Origin of the sequence: Roseovarius marisflavi (genome assembly GCF_900142625.1) — a bacterium.
Lineage (GTDB): Bacteria > Pseudomonadota > Alphaproteobacteria > Rhodobacterales > Rhodobacteraceae > Roseovarius > Roseovarius marisflavi.
Genome location: NZ_FRBN01000041.1, coordinates 1 through 20,092, shown reverse-complemented (window position 1 = coordinate 20,092; position 20,092 = coordinate 1). Strand labels below are relative to the sequence as shown.

The window sequence follows — 20,092 nt, the reverse complement described above, 5'->3', positions numbered from 1 at the left end:
AGGCAGCTCAACGAACGACCCCGAAAAACGCTCAACTACGAAACACCCGCCGAGCGTTTCAATGCATGTGTTGCATCGACCCGTTGAAACCGCCGGACAATGCAGACCTTGCGTGCAGTTCAAGTTAAGTCCGTAGAGTCACAGAGATTATTGCTTTTTCAAAACACCTTAGCGGGGTTCTGTAAAGCTGTGCTCAGCGCGCCAAAAGTGCAAAGACGTCATGTCGGAATATCCAACCCTGCTATGCTGAGACCTTTCATGAGCTTGTCCACAAGAACTTTTTCCATACCTCGTGCTCGGAATGGCTGTCTCGGATCGTCCGCATAGTCGGGTTTTAATTCGAGGACTTTCTCCAATGTCCTTTCGGCCATCTCCTTATCTCCGTTCATGGCGTGTGCAGCCGTTAGAGCAGCCTGCACCATATAGTTACCGGGCAAGTTCACGGTTTGCGCATGCGCAATAGACGCCGAATAGTCGCTCTGGAGGAAGGCGTGCAGTTGCCATATGAAATCCCACCAACTCTGATGCTTGGGGTTCAGCGCTTTGGCCCGTGTCACCCATTCTTTGCCAGTCTCCCATTGACCGGCATAGGCCATCCAAGTGCCCAAATCTGCCAGAACGAAGGAATCGTATGGGTTGAGTTCAATCGCCTTTCGCGCGTAGTTCGCAAAAATATCCGGTGGATCACTGACCATCTGACTCCGGATCGCCATAGCGTAATACGCATCTGGATTGGCCGGATCCAGATCAATCGCACGCTGAGCCGCACGCCAACTGTCTTCGGCCCAACTGTCCTTCGTATCAATAGCGTATTTCTTCGCTTCAATATGTGAGAAGGCCAGCCTCGACCATGCGAGCGAATAGCCGGGGTCGGATTTGACCGCACCGACAAGGCAATCACGCGCACGCCGATGGCGGTCAGGTTCGAAATTCTCATAAAACCAGTAAGAAAGTAGCACGCACTCATAAGCGTTGAGGTTCTCCGGCGCCTTTTCCTCGATCGCGCTGGCAAGCTTGGCGTCGAATATGGGAGCGTCAGCAGACCCGATCTCGGAAACGACCTTCCTGGCGATTTCGATCTGCACATCGATCACGCTTTGTGCCGACAGATCCCGTGTGAACGGACCGGGCGCGTTCAGTTGGACGCAATCCCTGGTATCCGTGAATGAGGTTGTCACCCGCAGGCTGTCGTCCGCACGACGGACGGTCCCGGATAGTATGAAATCTGCATCTAACTCTTTGCGGATGGTGGCGCATTCAACCTCAGAATACTCCCGTGTCGAACTGGGAGAAAAAACGAATAGATTGGAAAATTTAGTCAAATAGGCGTTGATGTCGCGGCTAAGGCCATCAGCAAAGAAGGCCTCATCAGCGCCTGCGCCAACTTCCTCAAATGGCAGAACTGCAATCTTGGGACCCGTTGGCATACCTTGATCAGCCTCTTCCTGTAGGGCGAACCACGCGGATACTGAGGCAACAGCGATCAATGCGGCCGTTGCAATTGGCCATAGACGCATGAGTTTACGGCGACGGTAAGCCCCTGCTGCCGTATCGGGCCAACAATATAAATCAACCGGGCGTGCAATGTTCTTCACATTGTGTTTGCCGATCGCCGCGAATTTCGCATCGACCTTCCCTACAATTTGATCAGCGACAACTCCGGAGATCATTATCCCGCCTTTCGGCGCCAAAGGCTCTAGGCGCGCGGCGAGGTTGACCCCATCGCCAAGAAGTGTTCCGTCCGTCTGCACCACGTCCCCGAAGTGCACGCCTATGCGAAAGCGAAAATTATCCGCTTCATCGCGCTCCAATTCTGCCTGAATATCGAGAGCAGCGCGAACGGCATCCAGCGCCGACGGAAACTCGGCGATGACGCTATCTGCGGCCGTAGCGATGATCGAGCCTTGATGCTCAGCAAGAATGCCGTCTGTAATCGCGCGCGAGTTGGAGAGCGCGGCCAGTGCTTTGGCTTCGTTTTCCTCCATCCGGGCACTGTAGGCAACTGCATCGGCCACCAGGATTCCAGCAAGTTTTCGGGACATTCGTTCTCCGGTATTGTCTTGCGATGTCACAATGCAACAATCAGGCAGTTTCCACAAACATTGATCGGTTCGATGCGCCAGCAAAGGGCACGGTTTTGGCCCGGCGGCTCTGGGCTCTGAACGGTCATTCGCCGCGGTCGGCTCGAATGTCGGGAGTGCGGACAGAGCCCTGATCAGATCGGCGTGGTGTCATCGAATCCTCCTTCCGCCGCTCAGCCGATCTTGCAGTCCCAGAAGGACGTGTGATCGGCGGCGAAGTAGCCGTCCGCCACCCGGAAATACCCCTGCAGTTCAACGGTGTCGCCCGCGGTGAGCGGCACCATGGTCTGCAGCCAGATCGCGGTGGCGAGCGAGCCCCGGATTTCGGTTGCGCCGTTCAGTACGAGCCGCCCGCGCATCCGTGCCGAGGTGCTGGAATTGACCTTGTAGAGAAGTGTGGCACCGAAAAGGTAGGTGCCGTCCACGGGGGCGGTGAAGTGACCGGTCCCGGCATCGAAACAACCTTGGTCGTTGAAGTCGGTGTTGTTCAGTCCGATCTTCGCCCACGTCCCGACGCCCACGTAGTTGTCGTAATTCGTCCAGGCTTGGAAGCGCGGCTGGTCGACGATGCCATTGGTGTTGTCAACGGTCAGACTGTCGAAGAAGGTGCTGCCGTCGGCGGAAACCGCGAGGCGGAACCTGTCAGAGCCCAAGAGCGGTTGCGCGAGGGTGGGTTTTGAAACGAACGGCGTGGCAGCATGTCCGCCGATCGTGGAATACAGTCGGGGGTTTCAGGCGAGGGCAGTCGAGGAATTGGCGAGACTGCCGGGCGGATCGGCTGTCGTCGAGATGGTGCGCGATTACGCCGTGATGCGGGATCAAGCACGTAACTGCTAATGATAGTGCAAACGCCTTACTTGGCAGTTTCGACTTTATAGATGTCGACCTTGGTCTCCAGGCATTTTCGTAAGCTTAGATCGCTTGCACCAATCTCGAACCAACTGCTGGGGCGCCGTTAGAAGTCAAGGCCTCGCCCAATCTTGATTACAGGCCAGCTGCTGAAAAGCCGTGGTTACAGTTCGCTGCGCGGCAGGCCCACTTGTGGTAACTCGACCGCCATCATCGGGTGTACAATCCGATGATAGCCCTCGAATATCGTCTGGGGCTCAAATGAATTAGGTCAGGGCTATCTTAATTTCACGCACTGAACGGCCGTAACCTCCGGCCATGAGGCTGGTAATCTTGCCATCCGCAGCCGTCTCAAGATCAACAGTAATCAAACTCGGGGATGCAGGCTTCATGAAATGCCCTTGTGCGATCTTCAGGTGGGACGCCTTGATATCCATGATGTCATGCAGATAACAGGCCAGGGGGCCTGCGGCCATGCCGGTCGCGGATTCTTCCGGAATGGCATAGCGGGGAGCAAACATCCGGGTTGTGGCAACGGTTTCAGCATTATCGGGGGACATCGCAAAAAGGTAGTAACCAATCAGGTCAAGCTTTTCACTGATCTGATTAATTGCGTCCTGATCGGGGGCAACGCCTGCCAGAATGGTGTCGCTCTTGACCGGGATCACGATGAAGCTGTTTCCGGTGTTCACGAGCATTGGCTTGCTGCCAACGATCAAATCGCTGGTCTGCAGACCGATCGAACGCAGCACGTCTTGCAGCACAACACCGGAAGCCCCCCAAGCATCAGAACTTTGGTAGGTGGGTGCGAGTTGTTCCATGAATGCCTGTTGACCCTTGATGATGATCTTTCGCAGGCCGTCGACTGTCATCTTGGATGTTTCACCTTGAGACACTCGACCAGTCTGCGCCAGATAAGAAAATGCGGCGATCGTTGCATGGCCACAATGGGCGATGCGCCGGTTTGGTGTAAAGAAATCAAGCTTGAAGCCAGCTTTGTCAGAAGATGAGACGAAGGCAGTTTCCGAAAGTCCGATTTTTGTTGCGACCTCCAGCATCTGATCTTCGCTCAGCCCGTCAGCATCAATCACGACACCAGCGGGGTTCCCGCCCTCGCCGCCAGCGACGAAGCCATTTACGACATGAGCGGTTATTTCAGTTGTTATATGTTGAAGGGTCATTAGTATATTCCTCGATTTGTGTGTGATATAAATATAAATATCAGTAAATCTGTTAAAGCGGGTTCATAAGTACATGAAAAATAATCATGAGTGACAGCAAGAATCAGGCTCTGCAGAAACTAGCCGCTGCCGCGTCGCTCCTCGAAGCAATTGCGCGAACTGAGAGCTTTACCAAAGCCGCCCAAGAGCTTGGCATCCAGCAATCTGCTGTCAGCCACAAGTTACGCTCCCTTGAAGCCGTGCTGGGATTTGCGTTGTTCACCCGGACAACCCGCAAAGTGGCCCCAACGCATCAGGGTGCTTTGATCTGCACGGCGTGCCGTGTTTCCACCGAAGCCATTTCATCCGCCCTCAACGAGGCAACCCGGTTGGGCGACGCGCAAAACACTATTCTCTCAGTATCCTCTTCGCTTGCAATGAAATGGCTGGTGCCGGCAATGAAGCGCGCGCAAGAGCGCGAACTAAAAATTACACTGAACATAGATGACCAGTTAACGGTATTGGGGCAAAGCGGGATGCCTCACGCGGCTGTAAGGTTTGGACCTGGTCCTTATGTGGGCTTTCATACAACACCGCTTTGCAAATGCCATGTCATGTCGGTGGCCCACAAACGACTAGCAAAATCCTTGCGTCCCAAGGGAGGGAAGAAGAGCGTCTTATTGCGCGATGTCAGTGCCGAAGAGGACGGGACGGGCATGACTTGGGAAAACTATCTGGCGGACGACTTTGAGGCGGCTCGTTTCGACTTAACAATGAAGTTCAGCCGGTCAGATGTCGCGTTGCAGGCCGCCATTGCTGGTTTGGGGCATTCCCTTGGAAGAACGCTTTTGGTGGAAAACGATCTGGATGTGGGCTTGATTTCGCTTTCTGGGCCGATGGTTGCCATCAAGTCGCGATACTGGCTAGTGACCACTGCTGACTTCGCAGCCACAAAAGCCTATGGAAGATTGGAGGAATGGCTGCATTCGGAAGTGAGGCGAAGCAAAGCCATGTTGGGCAATCAAGGGGCGTTTTGATGCCTCACCTCAGGAGACCATATTGGACTAGCGGCACAATCGTGCCGCCAGCTTTGTCAGGTCAGGTCAGGTCTATTAGGAGAGATCGAAGAACAATATCTCTGCGGCGCTGCCTTGATCAAAGATCAGCGAACCGCTGCCCTCAATGGCAAGACCGTCGCCCTTAGTCAAAGCGATGCCATTCACGTTTAGAGACCCATTTGCTACCTGCACCCAACCTTTGCGTCCAGCCTTCAAATCAGTGCTGATTTTTTGGCCGCCTTCCAGTGTCGCCGCATAGACACTTGCGTCTGCTTGGGTCGTCATGGAGCCGTTGCGCCCATCTCGGGAAAGGAACAATTTGAGCTTGCCGCTCTTATCCTCGTTTGACAGATCTATCGTGTCGTATGCGGGCTTGGTATTCTGCGTCTCGGGCAGTAACCAGACTTGCAAAAACCGCATTTCTTCGGTCGCGGATGGATTGAACTCGGAATGGGTCACGCCAGATCCTGCGCTCATGTATTGTACGCCGCCGGCACTGACGACCGATCCGTTGCCCAGTGAGTCCTTATGTTCCAGCGCCCCGCCTAACACGTAAGAGAAGATCTCGGCGTTTTGATGTGGATGCTGGCCAAACCCTTTGCCACCCGCAACAAGGTCATCATTGATTACGCGCAGATTTCCAAACCCCATGTGCTCGGGATCATGGTAATTTCCAAAGCTGAAACTATGCGCTGATTTGAGCCAGCCAAAGTTTGCCTGCCCCCGTTCACCGGCTGGGCGAACGGTTAAACTCATGCCAACTTGTTGGGTGGTATTTTGGGCGATCGTCATGTGATAATCTTTCTTAGGTTATTGGATATATCTCGAACCTGCTTCGGTCGCAGGCGCGGCGCTTTATTAGTCAGGCAAGGGGATGAACTCGTACTTGTCTGTTGGGGGTAATTGGAAACGACCATGTTCCCAGTCACCAGCGGCCCAAGCTTCCTTGGCGGCCTCGATCTTCTCTTTTGAAGAGGCGACGAAATTCCACCAGATATGTCTCGGGCCATTCAGTGTCTCGCCGCCAAGCAGCATCAATCTTGCACCAGAAGGGCCAGCTTTAACGGTAATCGCGTCGCCGGGACGGAAAACCATCATCTGACCGGACTGAAAGACGTCGCCGGCGACTTCGATTGAACCGTCGGTAACGTAGATGCCGCGATCTTCATGGTTTTCAGGCATGGGCAGCATTGCACCGGCTTCCAGGATAGCATCGGCATAGTACATCTCTGTAAATGTTTTGGTCGGCGCGCGTGCGCCCCAAGCATTGCCAACAATGAGCCGCACCTGTTTGCCTTCGCCTTCTATGAACGGCAGAGCTTCTTCCTTGTGGTGCTCAAAATCAGCGTCCATGTCTTCGGCTTCCTCGGGCAAGGCCACCCATGTCTGAATGCCAAACAGGCTGCTTGGCCGTTTGCGGGTCTGCGCACTCGTGCGCTCCGAATGGGTGACGCCGTTCCCGGCGATCATCCAGTTTACCTCACCGGGGTAAATCATCTGGTTGGTGCCGAGAGAGTCTTGGTGCTGGAACTCTCCCTTGTAGAGATAGGTCACCGTCGCCAAGCCGATATGGGGATGCGGGCGGACGTCGATGCCTTGTTCCGTGATGAACTCAGCCGGACCCATTTGGTCAAAGAACACAAATGGACCAACCATTTGGCGTCGGGCTGAAGGGAGGGCGCGGCGGACTTCGAAATCGCCAATATCTCGCGCCCTTGGCACGATCAGTGTTTCAATCGCGTCGACGTTATCTGCGCCGGAGCAGGTTGGTTCAATTGAAGGGTTCCAGCTCATGGCGTGTTCCTTTCATCTGTTTGCAACGATCCAGTCATGGCGTCAGTCGTCAGGATTAACTGTTTGATAGTGGCCTTGAGCATCTGTGATTGCTGCTTTTCCTTTAGAGCGCCTGCATCATCAAAGGCATTGACCCCATTGGATATTGCAACCTGATTTGGGACGACCGTCACGCCGATATTGCCCAGCATCATGCGCAACGGAACAAGCCCGCGCAAACCGCCGAATGCCCCTGGTGCTACCGACCCAATCGCCATTACCTTACCGTTAAAGGCCCAAAGTGGTGGCTCACTTTCGGTATGGGGACGTGAGATCCAATCCAGTGCATTCTTGAGCAAGGGCGAGATCGAGCTGTTGTATTCCGGCGATGCAATGAAGATGCCGTCGTGCTCCACAAAGAGCTGTTTGAGCCGTTTCGCGTTTTCTGGCAGGCCTCGATCTTGTTCGAGGTCACCGTCATAGAGCGGCATTTCGAAATCTTTGAGGTCAATCAGTGTGACATCTGCGCCTTCCGCTTTGGCGGTGCTCGCAGCTAGTGCTGCGAGCTGTTTGTTTGTCGACGCTTTGCGGGCACTTCCGGCGAACATAAGGAATTTGGCCATGGTTGTAGCTTTCTTAGAATTGCGCACGATGCCCGGTTTAGGCCTTGAGCATCTGGGGAATGAAGCCATCGATCACAGGCAGTTTGCGAAGTGCGAAGGGTCCGCTGCCTTGGGCTGCGACCGCGGCGGCCAGAACCACCAGCATCAACGGGAATTCCCAACCGCCACCTTCGGCGCTGAACAACCAGCCATTGCCCGAATGTGCCCAGAGCGCGCCGAGCAACAGCGGGATCGACAGAAGAGCGGCAAGGCGAGTGTAAAGACCCAAAAGGATCGCTGTGCCACCCACAAGTTCCGCCAGAATGGTAAGATAGGCCGCCGCCGCAGGTAACCCCAGGCTTTCAAAATAGCCCACTGTGCCGGGGACCGTGAATACCATTACCTTCAGCAGCCCATGGGACAGCAAAACGCCGCCAAGGGACAGTCGGGTGATCAGTGCGCCGTAATTTGTGTTGGTTTCGAATGTCATTGTCTTTCTCCATATGCGTTGTTTTTCGTCTGGTATGAATATTGCATTGGTGATTGTGATTGATAATATTCCCATTATCTAATTCACTCATTCCAAAAAGTTACTAATCTCATGGATCACATTTCACGCGTCGGCATCTTTATTGCAGTAGTTCAGGCACGCAGCTTTGCTGGAGCGGCGCGGGATCTGGGTATTACCAGTTCCGCCGTCTCCAAGCAGATCCAGAACCTTGAGCTGGATTTGCAGGTCAAACTGCTCAACCGCACCACACGAAACGTGTCTGTGACCGAAGAAGGCGCCATCTATTTTGAACGCGCAAAACGGGCGTTAGAGGATCTGGAAGAAGCGAAGGAACAGATTTACGAATTGAAATCTCACCCTCGCGGCCCGCTGAAGGTGAGCTTGCCGCTCAGCTTGGGGGTCAAATATCTTGGACCGGCTGTGGCGCAGTTTGCGGCCACCTATCCTGATGTCGAGTTGGACGTGAGCCTGGATGAGCGTTTTGTCGACATAGCAAGCGAGGGGTTCGATCTTGTACTCAGGATAGGCTCACTAAAAGACACGTCTTTGATTGCTCGGCGTCTGGCGTCTTGTCCCTTTGTCCTATGCGCCAGTGCGGATTATCTGGAACGAAATGGAATGCCCAAAGCGCCCGAAGATCTCTTGGAACACAATGTTTTGGCCTATACCCGCAACACTGGGCTGCATGAGTGGCGTTATAAAGACAGCGCGGGACAAACCGGTCAGGTCAGCCTGAGCGGCTCATTCAAATCCGATTCTGGGGATGTTCTGTGCCATACCGCAGTCGAAGGCGTGGGCATTGCGATCCTGCCCGTCTTCTATGTCGCAGAGCATTTGAAGAGCCAGCGCTTACTGCAACTGCTTCCAGATCACCTCACTTGGCCCGAGCGGGATATCCATGCAGTTTTTCAACCCAACCGTTTCCAGTCAACGAGGCTGCGCCTACTCGTCGATCACCTCGCCGCGACCTGCAAGCAACTGCCGTGGGAATGAAACGTCAGATCAGGTGAAAAGCGGGCTTCTTTCATAGGCTTTCAAGAAATCCGGCAACCTCACGCAGGACTTTTTCGTCCTGTAAAATCCAGTTGTGGCCCAGGCCATCAGTTGCGAAAAGCTGCGCGCCATTACAACCGGGCTCGCAATCAATACATAGGCATCCGCACCCATCGTTTCGGATGTCGCCATCACACCCGCCGCTGCCCCCATGGAATGACCCAGATAAAGTGAAATGGGACCTAAGATTTTGAATGCGGCACCTACGGCTTCACTGAAAACGATTGGATCACATTGCCCTGCTTTTGATGCACCGTGACCCGGAGGATCAAGGAAAACCACCCGATAACCAGCCTGCTGCACAACCTTTCCAAAAGCACGCCATTGATCGTGATCGCCGTCAAAACCATGGACGAATAAAGCCAGAGGCATCTTAGGATCTTGACCAGGTTCTCGCCAGCCTACGATACCATTCCCAATATCAACGCGATCATGCGTCTGTGACAGATGAGATCGACTGCGACGAGGTGTCAGAATACGTCGGACAAGTATTCCCGTCATAAATCTGGGTGCGAAAGTTGATGCTGTAACGATCGCCAGACCAGTGAATTTTCTAAGAAACGACAAGTTTCCCAATCCCTTTATTCTGCGATGTTCAATCGCCAATCGCCAGTTTGTATCCCAGATGTGACGCACGAAAACCCAGCCGCTCATAGAATGCATGGGCAGAGGTGCGGGACGCGTCAGTGGTCAGTTGAACGAGACCGCAACCGCGCGTGCGACACTCCGAAATGGCCCATTCGAACATCTGCTTTCCGATGCCCGCCCCGCGCTCCGCACCGGCCACGCGAACGGATTCGATCTGGCCTCGCCATGCGCCCCGGCGCGATAGCCCAGGAATGAAGGTCAGTTGCATCATACCCATGACGCGATCGCCACGGGCGGCCACGGCAAGAAGCTGATTGGGGTCGTGCGCGATGGCGTCAAAGGCGTCGATATAGGCTTGATCGAGCGGCGTTCGTGTATCTTCGCGCTGACTGCCCAGCGTATCTTCAGCCAGCATTGCGATCATCGATTCGAGATCAGCAGCGACTGCGCTGCGCATGGCGATTGGGGCGTGTGTCATATTGGCTATCTCCTTGGTGTTGAATGTCTTGGAGCCCGCCTGCCAGTCTCTTCGGCAAGCTCCCCGTGCACGAGCACAGTCAGGTAGACTATGCCTGTGCCATCCTGAGCAGCCCCAGCAGCAGCAGGGCCGAGGCGACGGTGCATGCCGTGGTGCGCACGCTGTTCCAGAAAGTCCATCGCGGTAGGTATGTGTTGGTCCAGAACCGTTGGGTGTCGTCGGTCGTCAGGTCCATACGCGCCAGTGCTTCATTGAGCGGCACGTTGCATACGAGGGTAATGCCAAAGACTCCAGCCAGATAGATCATTCCGGATAGCGCAACCAGTGTGGCACCAGCGCCGGAAAACACAAATGTGGCGTAGCCTGCTAGCACCAGAGATACCGGCACCAAGCCCAAGAAGAGAGCCATGAAGACATAGCGGAACACTTCGCGGTTAATGACCTGCATTACTTCGATGCCACCTCTGCCACTGGTATGGGCCAGCGACCTCATGATGAAGTCGGAGAAAGCGAGGAAAACACCGCCTAGAAGGGCATAGCCAACGACGGAGAACTGACAAAGGAAGAAAAACCAGATCGACATGGAAGGACCCTTTCCGGGCTGAGACGCTGCCTGATCGCCCCAAACCGAGGCGTGCAGGCAGCATTGGGTTTCAGGTGGGGTAGCGGTTTTGCGGAACCGTGATGGGAAACGGTGGATCGGATGCCTCACGCCGGGCACGTCTTGGCGTCATGCAGAGTAGGCCGATTGCGATCTCGAACACTGCGGCGATCACCAGCCCCTCATCCGGCGTCCCATCAAGCGCGAAGGACAGCAATCGGGCCAACCCGTAAGACAGGAAGACGGCGGCCGCGATCCAGCGAGAGACATTGGCGAAGCCGGGGCGAACCAGTCCCGCCAGCATGAACAGCCCCATGACGAGCAGGGCACCGCCGGGGGCCCGGATTTCACTGAGAAGGCTTGGGTCGCTCCCCAGGGTGATCCCGTAGGAGGAGTAGAACGCCGCAGGGGAGATCAAAATCGCAGTCCCGATGCCTACGGCGGTCGCGCCAGCGAGGGCCAGGATGGCCTTCTGGAAGTGTGTCATTTTGTGCTCCTGTAATAGATGAAATGGTCGCTGCCCGCAGCCGTTCGGGAATTCAGGCGGCCTCCGCGGCCCAGGCACCCGCCGCGGCGGCCCGCTCGCAGAAGTCGGCGAAGTCACGCGGCGCACGACCCAGCGCACGCTGCACGCCATCGCCCAACCATTCGTTGCGACCGTCCAGCGCCTCCTCGCAGACATGGGTGAACACGTCGGCGATGAAGGCACCGCCAATTTCGGTCATTGCCGCGTGGAACTGGGCAAGCGTGATCGGGACGTATTGCACCGGCTGGCGGCTCGCGGTCGCAAGCTCGGCGGCGGCGTCCGAGAAGTGCAACAGGCGCGGGCCGGTAATCTCGTAGAGCTCGCCCGAATGCCGGTCCGTCTCGGTGAGCGCCGCCACCGCCACGTCGGCGATATCGTCCACGTCGACAATGGGTTCGCCAACGTTGCCAGCGGGCAGCGCTATTAGGCCGTCAAGCACTGGGTCACGCAAATAGCCCTCGCTGAAGTTCTGCGCGAACCAAGCACAGCGCAGAAGGGTGAAATCAATGCCTGAGGCGCGCACTATGTTCTCGCAGCGCATAGCCTGGGTTTCGCCGCGGCCTGACAGGAGCACCAGCCGGCCCAAGCCCATTTCTTTCGCCAGCGCCGAAAGCGCCTCGATCTTTTCTGCTGCGCCCGGAAAGGCCAGATCGGGGAAATAGGAAACGTAGGCGGCGGACACACCTTCGAGCGCGGGTGCCCATGTGGCTTGGTTCTCCCAATCGAACGGAATGGGCGCGCTGCGGGTACCGGGACGGACGCAATAACCGCGTTCTGACAGCGTCTTTGCAATGCGACGCCCGGTCTTGCCGTTTGCGCCGATAATGAGGATCGGTTGGGTATGCATCACTTGGGTCTCCCTGAGTTGATGTGATGCAACAAGGATGGCCCAATAGAAGCCCGGCGGTCTTGACGACGGCTGCCACTGTCTTGACTGATACTGCCAAAAGGGGGTGTCAGTGCGCCGCGTGGTTGTCGCGAAACACCGCTGGTGTCTGATCGACCCAGCGTTTGAATGCCCGAGTGAAGGCGCTCTGTTCAGAATAGCCGGTCAGAAACGCGATTTCGGCTATCGAATGATCACTTTGCATCAATAGGCCTTCGGCCAGATGCCTTTGTGCCTGTTCCAGCAGACCCTGAAACGACGCTCCGTCGGCGGCAAGCCTTCGATGGAGCGTCCGTTCGCTCACCCCCATTTCCCGCGCCACATCGGCGGCGCGCGGTGGTCCTTCGCTCAGCCGATCCGAAATACGCCGCAATAGGATCTGCTGAAAAGATGTTTGGCTGGAAACTGCGGAAAGTTCGGTGTCGAGATGGGGTTTCAGGTATTGCGCTATCGCTGGATCGCCCAGGCGGTTGGCGCGCACCAGAGTCTCCTCCGACATCAGCAGACCGTCGAGGTCCGAACCAAAGATCAAGGGGCAGCCAAAGAAGGCCTCATGGTCGACCACAGACGTTGGGGCGGCGTGGCGACAGTGCACTTCAAGCGGCACCACCGGGTCAGGCGAGACCTCGCGCATGATCGACAGGGCGCTGGCAAGGGTCGCCTCATTTGACAGGCGCATCCCAAGGGACCTGGGCCCACTTCGGTGTAGAAGGAAATATGCGCCTTTCGCATGGTAGCGCACTTCGTATCCCGCCACGGACGTCAGAAGTCGTGCATAGCGCGCCGCACGCTCCATCGAACCACGCAGACTGGGCGCGGTCTTCCAAGCTAAACCAAACGCGCCATATTCGTCACAGCGCATCGATGCCCCGACCCGCAGTGGAAAACTTGTCGCATCGTCCAGAACTGCAGCAATCTTTTCGAGCAGCGCGTAGTAGTCGGTATCCGCGACCATGGTCTTGACGTCGGTTTCATCCATCGTCAGGCCAACTGTTCGCAGGATGGCGTTCTGATCGTCAGCTTCAGCCACGCCCGCAGCAACCACCTTCCGTACAAAGAGCGCCGTTATTTCCCCCATCTAATACCGATACCTTTTGCAATATGGCCTTAGTATAGGGCAACGCGCTTTTTCCTACAAAGAGGTGTGGAACTTCGCATACTATTTGGCGCAGGATTTAAGTTAGGGAACGTCTGAAAAACCTGCTGTTTTTGGTTTGATCTGGTAGACTTGGGCAACCCACCGAGGACCCGTTCCAATGCAAAACCAGCCTGCGTTTCCCGGTCTTCGCGATGCGATGAAGAAGAAGCAAACCCGGCGGGAAACCGCCGAAATGGCACCCCTGAGGCCACTTAATCGGCCGCAAACAACCCGCCTCACGCCTTCGGGGACCATCAAGCAACAATCTCGGCGCAGCCGAACCCGTTGATCAGACACTCCTCAATCTGATCCATATCTGGCCTCATTAAAGATGTCCCAGCATTCGTCGGATGTAAATAGGTTGCAGCTTTCTGCGAGCGCATTGAATATCCGGTCAAATGTTCTGGCTGCGTTGCTTCCAGGGTGTGCTTTGAGTTTTGAGAATGCAATCTCTGTGGGGTTGAGATCTGGGTAGTACGTCTGCAAGTCAAGGAACCAGTACCGAACCTCCCGTAAGACGGCCGCAGCAGCTTTGTTATAATGGGTGGCAAGGTTGTGGCAATTGACAAAAGTGCCCGGCGGCAGCTCTGGAACGACGCCATTAAGGACGTATGCTTTGATGGCCTCACCATCCTCCATCCCTTGATGGCTCATGGTGCAATGAGGTTGCTTTGCGGCGTCTGGCAAATCGTTTCGACCGATGTCCGAGGGTATTTCTATCTGCCGTCACTCTCGCAGCAACCGTGACTTTCTGGTTCTGAGTCCTGAGCTTAAGAATGTGTGCAAAAACCAGAGGCTATTCATGCCCGAAAGCCAATGTTAATATGGAGGGGTAATGTCTGAAAATATTAATAAAAAACAGCCTCTTGTGTTGATTCCTGGTTTTATGTTGGACGCGAGTATGTGGGACGATCTGGCTCCTTTACTGTCCGACCATTACCGTCTGCTGCATGCTGACCCAACTAATCCAAACTCCATTGCCGAGTATGCGGCAATGACTTTGAGTTCCGCTCCCCCCAAATTCGTTTTGGTCGGATTTTCCATGGGCGGCTATGTCGCGCGTGAGATGGTGAGGATGTCTAGCGATCGGGTGAGCGGGATGATCCTGATTGCTACATCTGCGCGCGAGGGCAAGAGGACGGCAACGCCGTCGTCAGATTGCCCGAATATCAAGTCCCCTAGGTTTAATGGTCTGAGCAGGGCTGCTATTCGAAAGTCGCTCGGGCCTGAGCGTGAAGACGATGATGCTCTTGTCGAGCGCTTGCGTGTTGCTGGGGTGCGTTTGGGTGGTGACACTTATTTGCGACAAAGCGCGTTCTTACGTGAATCCGACCTTGATCGCCTTAACGAGATTTCTTGCCCCACGTTGGTCATAGCTGGAAAGCATGACAAGCTAAGGTCGTTCGACGAAGCTCAAGAGTTACGCTCCGGCATTCCAAATGCTGAACTCCAAGTGCTGGAAGCGGGGCATATGGTCCCTCTAGAGGTCCCAGGTCCGCTTGCTCGCGCGATCTTGGAGTTTGCATCGAATACCCGCCTCGGACCGAGACGTGCAGGCAGCATTCGGTTTGAGGTGGGATAGCGGTTTTGCGGAACAGTATCGTGGGGCGGTGCATCTAATGCCTCCCGAACTTCAATTGTCATAGCCGAGCGCTCGCTGCTTTGTCTGCCAGCTTGTCCGAGAGAAAACGGAGTTTGTCTCCGAAAATCATATCCAGCGAGAACGCGATCGGCAGTGCGATCAGAATACTTTGCCCCCAGACTTGCAGCCATAGCCATGAGATTCCGAACTCCAAGAGGCTGAACACGCCTGATAGTGCCATGGACATGAAAGACGACATGACCAATGAGCTTGAGAGCCGCTGTAGGTGCCCACGATCTATCATATCAAGCGACCTCTCGCAGGGCCAAAGTCTCGGCCGCGGCGATCAGGTCTGCCAAGGCGTTAGGCTCTTTGATGCGCCCGGTCTCCGCATCAAATACATCGTAAAAGTTTGGAACGGAAACAGCCGCCTTCAGGTCCACCCCGAAAAACTGGGCCGAGCCTTTCGCTGAAGCCAGCACGCTTGCCGCGCCCCCGGGCCCCGGTGAGGTCGAAAGGTAGACCGTTGGCTTGTCCTGGAACACTTTCTGATCGATCCGGCTCGCCCAGGCGAAAATCCCTGTGGATCGGGCAGTTGGGTAATGGTATTTGTCGTCATGTGGCATATCCTTTTCTCAGATGAGAATTGCGGCGCGTGAACAACGCCATGATATGCCGCCCCTCAGGGGCCATCACCAACTTTTAGCTATATCTCTGCCACAGCTCGTGAGTGGGCCAGCGGGCGCGGTTGCGGTCTGCGGTAGGGATGCAATAGCGCATGCGCTCACAGAAGTCTGTGAAGGCGTCTCCGATCATCGCTTGCAGATCATCCCAGCCGCGAATGTCGAACCGCTCGCGCAGTTGCTTGCGGCCCATCCGCAGCTCGAACCGCCAGACGCGGCTTTGATCGGGGTCTTTGATGTCCAACGCAGGCTTGCCCATACTGGCGCGGGTGGCGTTCCAGATTTTGAGCCAACCGGCTTTGCCCTTTTCTATCACCTCGGCGCGTTTGTCATAGATCACGAGCTGGCGGCTTTCACCCTTGCCTGCGCGCAGGCCGGTCACGCGGGTTCCCGATGCATGGGTTTCGCTGTCTGACGGGCCGGTAAATTCCACGGCCTTTGTTTTCGGCGGTGCGACCAAGTGAGTGCGATCCGGCTCAAACCATGGGGCCAGAAAGTCTATCGCAAAGTCTGTCCGGGTGACGCGCAGTTGGTTTTCGCCATAGGGAATGCCAAAGGCGTGCATGCAGGTTTCAAGGTGGTTTTGCGCAGCTCTGAGACCACCCGTTGCCAGAAGGAAAGCCCGAAAATCTACCGTGATACCGGGATTGTTGGCTGGGCGGTTTTCCGGGTCCAGAAAGTACCATTCCGCGCCCATGTCACCGGTATGAGCCGAGAACGCCATGCCACCGCTGCGCCGCACGCCAAGGCCAATCTCACCAAAGGTCAGAATGCTCTCGCGGTTGGCTTCCACCGCCTCGGCCTTGGCCGCGTTCAAGCGTTCCCGAAAGGCTGGCGTAACATCAGTCTCAATCGTCAGTCTCAGCCCATCAAATCCGCTGTGCAGAATATCCACGTTCATTTGCGCTGCCTTACGATTTCGTATTGGTAGAGGGGGGTGTTACAAGACCCCCCTCTTTATGCCGCTTTCGCCATTCCTGAGCGCGCTTCGCGCGCGGGTCGGGCGCTGCGCGCCCTCTTTCCGCCTTCGGCGGGGTAGCTTTTGTTTTGGGGCCGGGCGCGAACGCCCGGCTGAAAATTGGAAAGCGTGGGATTCGGCGTCAAACGCTGCGGGCAATTGCTGATGGGTGTTGCATAGGCCCCTTCTTTGCAAAAGCATGCTCAAGTGCTTCGATGTAAACGGAGGGTTCAAACAGCTTGTAAAAGTACCAGATCGATATTTCACGAACCTCGTAAACCGGCGTGCCGTCTGGCCTGCGCGTGAAACTTGGGCCTCGGCCCATCGCCCGGAATATTTCCAAAAGGTCCGGCGGGACATCCAACATTCTTGACGCCTCGGCGTCATCGAGTTGGGTGGTGAAGACATACTCGTCCTCGGGAATGCCGTCATCTTCAAGCATCGTTTTTCCTTTCAATGTTGCTGGCAGCCAACTCCTGCTGCGTTGGGCTGTGCAGAACGGGTACGCAGTATTGCCCAAAAGTCTGAACCCGGATCGGATACGGCAAAATTTGAGCCTCGCTGGGTTTGAGATCGACGTGGCTGATATGGAAATGATGCACACGATGGATCGAGGCGAAGGTGTCGCGTGGGCCACCGGTGATCCGAGCAACGTAGCCTAATTTCCATGGAACAACGCCTGCTTCCGTTCTGAATGCGGGCGTGGGTTGGTTTTGCGTGAAAGACAGCTTTGTCCCGCTTTGCTGCCGTTAGTGCGGAACGCGGCTAAGGTCCGGTTTGAGCCGATTGTGTTGAAAAAGTCGGTGTCCCGCCTCGAAGACGCCGATTGGCAGAATTTCTCCCCACGAATTCGCCCTCCCGCAAACCACGTTTGCTAAGTGGCTACTTGTGAGAACAAGATTCCAGACTTTTGGCGCGTATTTTGGTCGGCAGAGTTTTTCAACACAATCAGCCCATAGCGGACTCAGTATTGGCGTGCTGCGTGTGCCCGCAACGTCCTTAAGGCCCTGCCACCATCCTTACGATGATGCACAAATCGTACGACCAGACATGACTTCGATACTCTATTATTCGCCATATATAGTCCTCCGCTTTCCTAACTATAGGGGTGGACCACTTAGCGTAATCGCGGGTGGCGCTTCTTTTCGACCAAGAGCTGCTGCTTCAAACTGTTCAAACAGAAACTGATTGGCCAAGGCTCAAATGAAAAGGAGAACTGCTATGCCATGTTTTGCCGCTCTGGATGTCTCGCAGGAGACGACGGCCATCTGCGTCGTCGATGACGCTGGCACCATTATTGCAGAGAAGACAGTCGTGACTTGCCCGGAAATGATCACAAGCTTTCTGACGGACGCGGCAAGTGTGGGCGCGTATCTCGGCCTGACGCCAAGACGATACGAGTCCGGCGAAACCAGTAGAAACGGACGTATCTCGAAGCAAGGCGACAAGATGGTGCGAAAGCATCTCTATGAGGCGGCGACAAACTTGCTGACGCGCAATCTGCGATCATCTTCCCTGAAGACCTGGGGCATGAAATTGGCCAAAGTGTCGGGCTTCAAAAAGGCACGCATTGCGGTCGCCCGAAAGCTTGCCGTCATTCTTCACGCAATGTGGAAAACCAACACGTCATTCCGCTGGGACCAGTCGGCAGCATAAAAAGAGGTAAGCTGCTCAACTAAACCAGCGGACGCGTCCCCGCCGGGACGTATGGCGCGGATAAGGCCGTCCCTCTGAATGCACTGTAGAGCGAAACAAGTGCGAGGACCACTTAGGCCGATCCGACCATCCGACGCCAACATGCGGCGATCCATCGAGGTCGACTGCGGAGAGAACCATGAACCCGGCGCGCGCGAAGGCACTAATTATAAAACTTGACCAATGCGATTAGAGAACTTCTTTGGGGGAGGCTCAGTGCCCCAAATGATATTTGTCAATCGGCACTACGTAAAGCAGCATAAAGTTTGAGTTGTAGCATGAACGCTCAGGGAGCTAATTCAGTTAGGAGGATACGATGAGGGCTTTTCGGACATCTATTTGTGCAACTTCGTTGCTTCTTATGTCGGGCTTGGCTCACGCACAGTCCGAGCTTGGTCAGTTTGAGTATATGAATAGCTGCTCTGCATGCCACGGCATGGATGGCAAGGGTCAGGGATCTATCTCAGGTTACCTCAATGTAGCACTTCCCGACCTAACTAAACTGCAAGAAAACAATGGTGGCGTGTTCCCGGTGACAGCAATCTTCAAAACGATCGAAAATGGCCCCGGTCCACATGGGACGCGCGATATGCCTGCTTGGGGGCAAAGACTCAAGATGCGCGCCGAGGCCGATCCCGATTTTGTCGAAGCTCAAGAGTACACTCGCCTCAGAATACTTGCGCTGATTGAGTATCTTTCGACCATTCAGGAGTAGTATGCGCCCTAGGGAGCTTCATTAAAGGCGGTGGAAGTGGCCCGCCCCAAGCGGGTCGCAGTTCACTATCATTTTTTGCCAAGAATCTTCTGAGGTGCGCCTCGCTTAGATATGTGCGCGAGGCAACAATATTCCAATTAAGGCCAAAGTTCGGAGTGCCTCCTTTATCGGAAATGGCAGCTTCGTCCCGCGTTGCTGCCGTTAGCGCAGATCGCGGCTAAGGTCCGTTTTATAGCCAGAGATGACACTGGTGCATTCACTTCTTTCCCAAAGAATCGACCACGCCTATGGATTTTTAAAGGTTTGATGATACAAAAAAATCCATAGGTTGGCTGAGGTTGAAAGAGGCGTTTCACGACAATGGAGCAGTTTTTCGAAGTCTTAATGTTTCTTTTTGGAAAGTTCGTAGTCTTTCTGCCTTTCGCTTTTGTGGTTCGTTATATAACTGAGAGAGCCTTGGGTTTTAACGCAAAGTATTGGAGCGTGTTTTCAGCATTACTGATTGGAAATCTTGCTGCGGCCTTAACAGTGACCGGCCTGTACAAAGCTGGGTTTTTGGCTCCACACGGCAACGTGCGTGCAATAATATTCCAGCAGTTAGCCATTCGATATTTAGTTTTGTTCCTTTTTGGAACGGGCTTTATTATCCTGCTGTTTAGGGACCAGGAGGGTTCAAGGATTTCGCTGCTAAAAGGCATCGTCATTGGCTTGGCTTTGTTAACACTTTCGGTTTCGGTAACAGCCTTTTATTGGATCACTGCGGTTTGATTTTGAAATCTGAGCAAACCGAAGAAGAGCACCTCTAAGTCAATTTCACTGCGGGACTGTTCCGTAGCTTATCTTTATGTTGCTGATGTAGCGAAAGCCTGCTTCTCCCGCGACGCGGACCTCCGGACAAAGTGCAGCGAATGACCTGTGTGGATGGCTCCTGCATAGCAAGACATTTTTGATCAGATTTGTGCATTTGTCAGAAGCAGTCATGTGTCCGGCCTGTTTGCGCGGTTTTGACCGCTGGCCCTGATGGGTTCCGCAAACCAAGTCCCTTACAGCTTAGCGGGCAGAGCTATGCCCGAAAGTTGGTGACGGCGTGATCAGGCGGCGGTTTTAAGTTGCTTGATCCCGTCCTTGAATTCAATCCCTTCGATGATCTCGGGG

Annotated in this window: 24 protein-coding genes and 1 pseudogene; 7 read left to right on the top strand and 18 right to left on the bottom strand. The window is 55.0% G+C overall.

The genetic code is table 11. The features are described 5' to 3' along the window. Nucleotides 1–218 precede the first annotated feature (218 nt). The 3 genes from BUB78_RS18855 to BUB78_RS18840 form a co-directional block, all read right to left on the bottom strand. Nucleotides 219–2,042: an adenylate/guanylate cyclase domain-containing protein gene (locus BUB78_RS18855; RefSeq protein WP_073200820.1), complete on the bottom strand. Its 1,824-nt coding sequence runs from the start codon at nucleotides 2,040–2,042 to the stop codon at nucleotides 219–221. Nucleotides 2,043–2,254: 212 nt separating this feature from the next. Beyond that, nucleotides 2,255–2,734 carry a C1q-like domain-containing protein gene (locus BUB78_RS18850; protein WP_245813583.1) on the bottom strand — a complete coding sequence of 160 codons (480 nt, stop codon included), beginning with the start codon at nucleotides 2,732–2,734 and terminating at the stop codon, nucleotides 2,255–2,257. A gap of 462 nt (nucleotides 2,735–3,196) precedes the next feature. Next, complete coding sequence (locus tag BUB78_RS18840; protein ID WP_073200818.1) at nucleotides 3,197–4,111, bottom strand: PhzF family phenazine biosynthesis protein; 915 nt, start codon at nucleotides 4,109–4,111, stop codon at nucleotides 3,197–3,199. An 86-nt stretch (nucleotides 4,112–4,197) separates the two neighbouring features. On the opposite strand from BUB78_RS18840, the gene BUB78_RS18835 reads away from it, so the two are divergent. Then, nucleotides 4,198–5,127 carry a LysR family transcriptional regulator gene (locus tag BUB78_RS18835; RefSeq protein WP_073200816.1) on the top strand — a complete coding sequence of 310 codons (930 nt, stop codon included), beginning with the start codon at nucleotides 4,198–4,200 and terminating at the stop codon, nucleotides 5,125–5,127. Nucleotides 5,128–5,202: 75 nt separating this feature from the next. On the opposite strand, the gene BUB78_RS18830 is transcribed toward BUB78_RS18835, so the two are convergent. The 4 genes from BUB78_RS18830 to BUB78_RS18815 form a co-directional block, all read right to left on the bottom strand. Continuing rightward, nucleotides 5,203–5,940, bottom strand: a complete 738-nt coding sequence (locus BUB78_RS18830) for a pirin family protein (protein ID WP_220084044.1) — start codon at nucleotides 5,938–5,940, stop codon at nucleotides 5,203–5,205. A gap of 66 nt (nucleotides 5,941–6,006) precedes the next feature. After that, nucleotides 6,007–6,942, bottom strand: coding sequence for a pirin family protein (locus tag BUB78_RS18825; RefSeq protein ID WP_073200814.1), 936 nt, complete (start codon nucleotides 6,940–6,942; stop codon nucleotides 6,007–6,009). Beyond that, nucleotides 6,939–7,544 (bottom strand): NADPH-dependent FMN reductase, encoded by a 606-nt coding sequence (locus BUB78_RS18820; RefSeq protein WP_073200812.1) that lies wholly within the window; start codon nucleotides 7,542–7,544, stop codon nucleotides 6,939–6,941. The genes BUB78_RS18825 and BUB78_RS18820 overlap by 4 nt, the downstream gene beginning before the upstream one ends. Before the next feature lie 37 nt (nucleotides 7,545–7,581). Continuing rightward, nucleotides 7,582–8,013 (bottom strand): DoxX family protein, encoded by a 432-nt coding sequence (locus BUB78_RS18815; protein ID WP_073200811.1) that lies wholly within the window; start codon nucleotides 8,011–8,013, stop codon nucleotides 7,582–7,584. A gap of 111 nt (nucleotides 8,014–8,124) precedes the next feature. Between BUB78_RS18815 and BUB78_RS18810 the strand changes: the two genes are divergently transcribed. Beyond that, nucleotides 8,125–9,027 carry a LysR family transcriptional regulator gene (locus BUB78_RS18810; RefSeq protein WP_073200808.1) on the top strand — a complete coding sequence of 301 codons (903 nt, stop codon included), beginning with the start codon at nucleotides 8,125–8,127 and terminating at the stop codon, nucleotides 9,025–9,027. Between the two features lie 9 nt (nucleotides 9,028–9,036). Here the strand turns inward: BUB78_RS18810 and BUB78_RS20160 are convergent, their stop codons facing one another. From BUB78_RS20160 to BUB78_RS18775, 7 genes are all read right to left on the bottom strand, one after another. Next, nucleotides 9,037–9,741 (bottom strand): alpha/beta fold hydrolase, encoded by a 705-nt coding sequence (locus BUB78_RS20160; RefSeq protein ID WP_220084043.1) that lies wholly within the window; start codon nucleotides 9,739–9,741, stop codon nucleotides 9,037–9,039. After that, entirely contained in the window at nucleotides 9,683–10,132 is a 450-nt protein-coding gene (locus BUB78_RS18800) for a GNAT family N-acetyltransferase (protein WP_220084042.1), read from the bottom strand. Before BUB78_RS18800 ends, BUB78_RS20160 begins: the two co-directional genes overlap by 59 nt. Before the next feature lie 109 nt (nucleotides 10,133–10,241). Then, nucleotides 10,242–10,736, bottom strand: a complete 495-nt coding sequence (locus tag BUB78_RS18795) for an anthrone oxygenase family protein (RefSeq protein ID WP_073200803.1) — start codon at nucleotides 10,734–10,736, stop codon at nucleotides 10,242–10,244. A 70-nt stretch (nucleotides 10,737–10,806) separates the two neighbouring features. Further along, nucleotides 10,807–11,241, bottom strand: a complete 435-nt coding sequence (locus BUB78_RS18790; RefSeq protein ID WP_073200801.1) for a DUF4345 domain-containing protein — start codon at nucleotides 11,239–11,241, stop codon at nucleotides 10,807–10,809. Nucleotides 11,242–11,293: 52 nt separating this feature from the next. Then, nucleotides 11,294–12,127: a Rossmann-fold NAD(P)-binding domain-containing protein gene (locus tag BUB78_RS18785; RefSeq protein WP_073200800.1), complete on the bottom strand. Its 834-nt coding sequence runs from the start codon at nucleotides 12,125–12,127 to the stop codon at nucleotides 11,294–11,296. 109 nt (nucleotides 12,128–12,236) lie between these two features. Continuing rightward, nucleotides 12,237–13,244, bottom strand: a complete 1,008-nt coding sequence (locus BUB78_RS18780) for an AraC family transcriptional regulator (protein ID WP_073200797.1) — start codon at nucleotides 13,242–13,244, stop codon at nucleotides 12,237–12,239. 360 nt (nucleotides 13,245–13,604) lie between these two features. Beyond that, nucleotides 13,605–13,958, bottom strand: coding sequence for a hypothetical protein (locus BUB78_RS18775; protein WP_073200796.1), 354 nt, complete (start codon nucleotides 13,956–13,958; stop codon nucleotides 13,605–13,607). A 20-nt stretch (nucleotides 13,959–13,978) separates the two neighbouring features. On the opposite strand from BUB78_RS18775, the pseudogene BUB78_RS20500 reads away from it, so the two are divergent. Together BUB78_RS20500 and BUB78_RS18770 are read left to right on the top strand one after the other, a co-directional pair. Continuing rightward, nucleotides 13,979–14,065: pseudogene (locus BUB78_RS20500) on the top strand (IS5/IS1182 family transposase); the annotation flags it as partial. A 74-nt stretch (nucleotides 14,066–14,139) separates the two neighbouring features. Further along, nucleotides 14,140–14,886: an alpha/beta fold hydrolase gene (locus BUB78_RS18770; protein WP_073200794.1), complete on the top strand. Its 747-nt coding sequence runs from the start codon at nucleotides 14,140–14,142 to the stop codon at nucleotides 14,884–14,886. A gap of 58 nt (nucleotides 14,887–14,944) precedes the next feature. Here the strand turns inward: BUB78_RS18770 and BUB78_RS21630 are convergent, their stop codons facing one another. From BUB78_RS21630 to BUB78_RS18750, 4 genes are all read right to left on the bottom strand, one after another. Further along, the gene (locus BUB78_RS21630; protein ID WP_073200791.1) at nucleotides 14,945–15,190 is read right to left on the bottom strand and encodes a DUF2798 domain-containing protein; all 246 of its coding nucleotides are present in this window, start codon (nucleotides 15,188–15,190) and stop codon (nucleotides 14,945–14,947) included. 1 nt (nucleotide 15,191) lies between these two features. Further along, nucleotides 15,192–15,512: an NADPH-dependent FMN reductase gene (locus tag BUB78_RS21000; protein WP_220084041.1), complete on the bottom strand. Its 321-nt coding sequence runs from the start codon at nucleotides 15,510–15,512 to the stop codon at nucleotides 15,192–15,194. Nucleotides 15,513–15,588: 76 nt separating this feature from the next. After that, entirely contained in the window at nucleotides 15,589–16,470 is an 882-nt protein-coding gene (locus BUB78_RS18755; protein WP_073200789.1) for a hypothetical protein, read from the bottom strand. 199 nt (nucleotides 16,471–16,669) lie between these two features. Continuing rightward, nucleotides 16,670–16,969, bottom strand: coding sequence for a hypothetical protein (locus BUB78_RS18750; protein ID WP_073200787.1), 300 nt, complete (start codon nucleotides 16,967–16,969; stop codon nucleotides 16,670–16,672). 761 nt (nucleotides 16,970–17,730) lie between these two features. Between BUB78_RS18750 and BUB78_RS18745 the strand changes: the two genes are divergently transcribed. The 3 genes from BUB78_RS18745 to BUB78_RS18735 all read left to right on the top strand — a co-directional run bounded on the left by BUB78_RS18745 (nucleotide 17,731) and on the right by BUB78_RS18735 (nucleotide 19,705). Further along, a complete protein-coding gene (locus BUB78_RS18745) occupies nucleotides 17,731–18,183 on the top strand; it encodes a transposase (protein ID WP_342742349.1) in 453 nt (150 codons plus the stop codon). A 355-nt stretch (nucleotides 18,184–18,538) separates the two neighbouring features. Beyond that, nucleotides 18,539–18,937, top strand: coding sequence for a c-type cytochrome (locus BUB78_RS18740; protein WP_084732962.1), 399 nt, complete (start codon nucleotides 18,539–18,541; stop codon nucleotides 18,935–18,937). 360 nt (nucleotides 18,938–19,297) lie between these two features. Next, complete coding sequence (locus tag BUB78_RS18735) at nucleotides 19,298–19,705, top strand: hypothetical protein (RefSeq protein WP_073200783.1); 408 nt, start codon at nucleotides 19,298–19,300, stop codon at nucleotides 19,703–19,705. Nucleotides 19,706–20,092 lie beyond the last annotated feature (387 nt).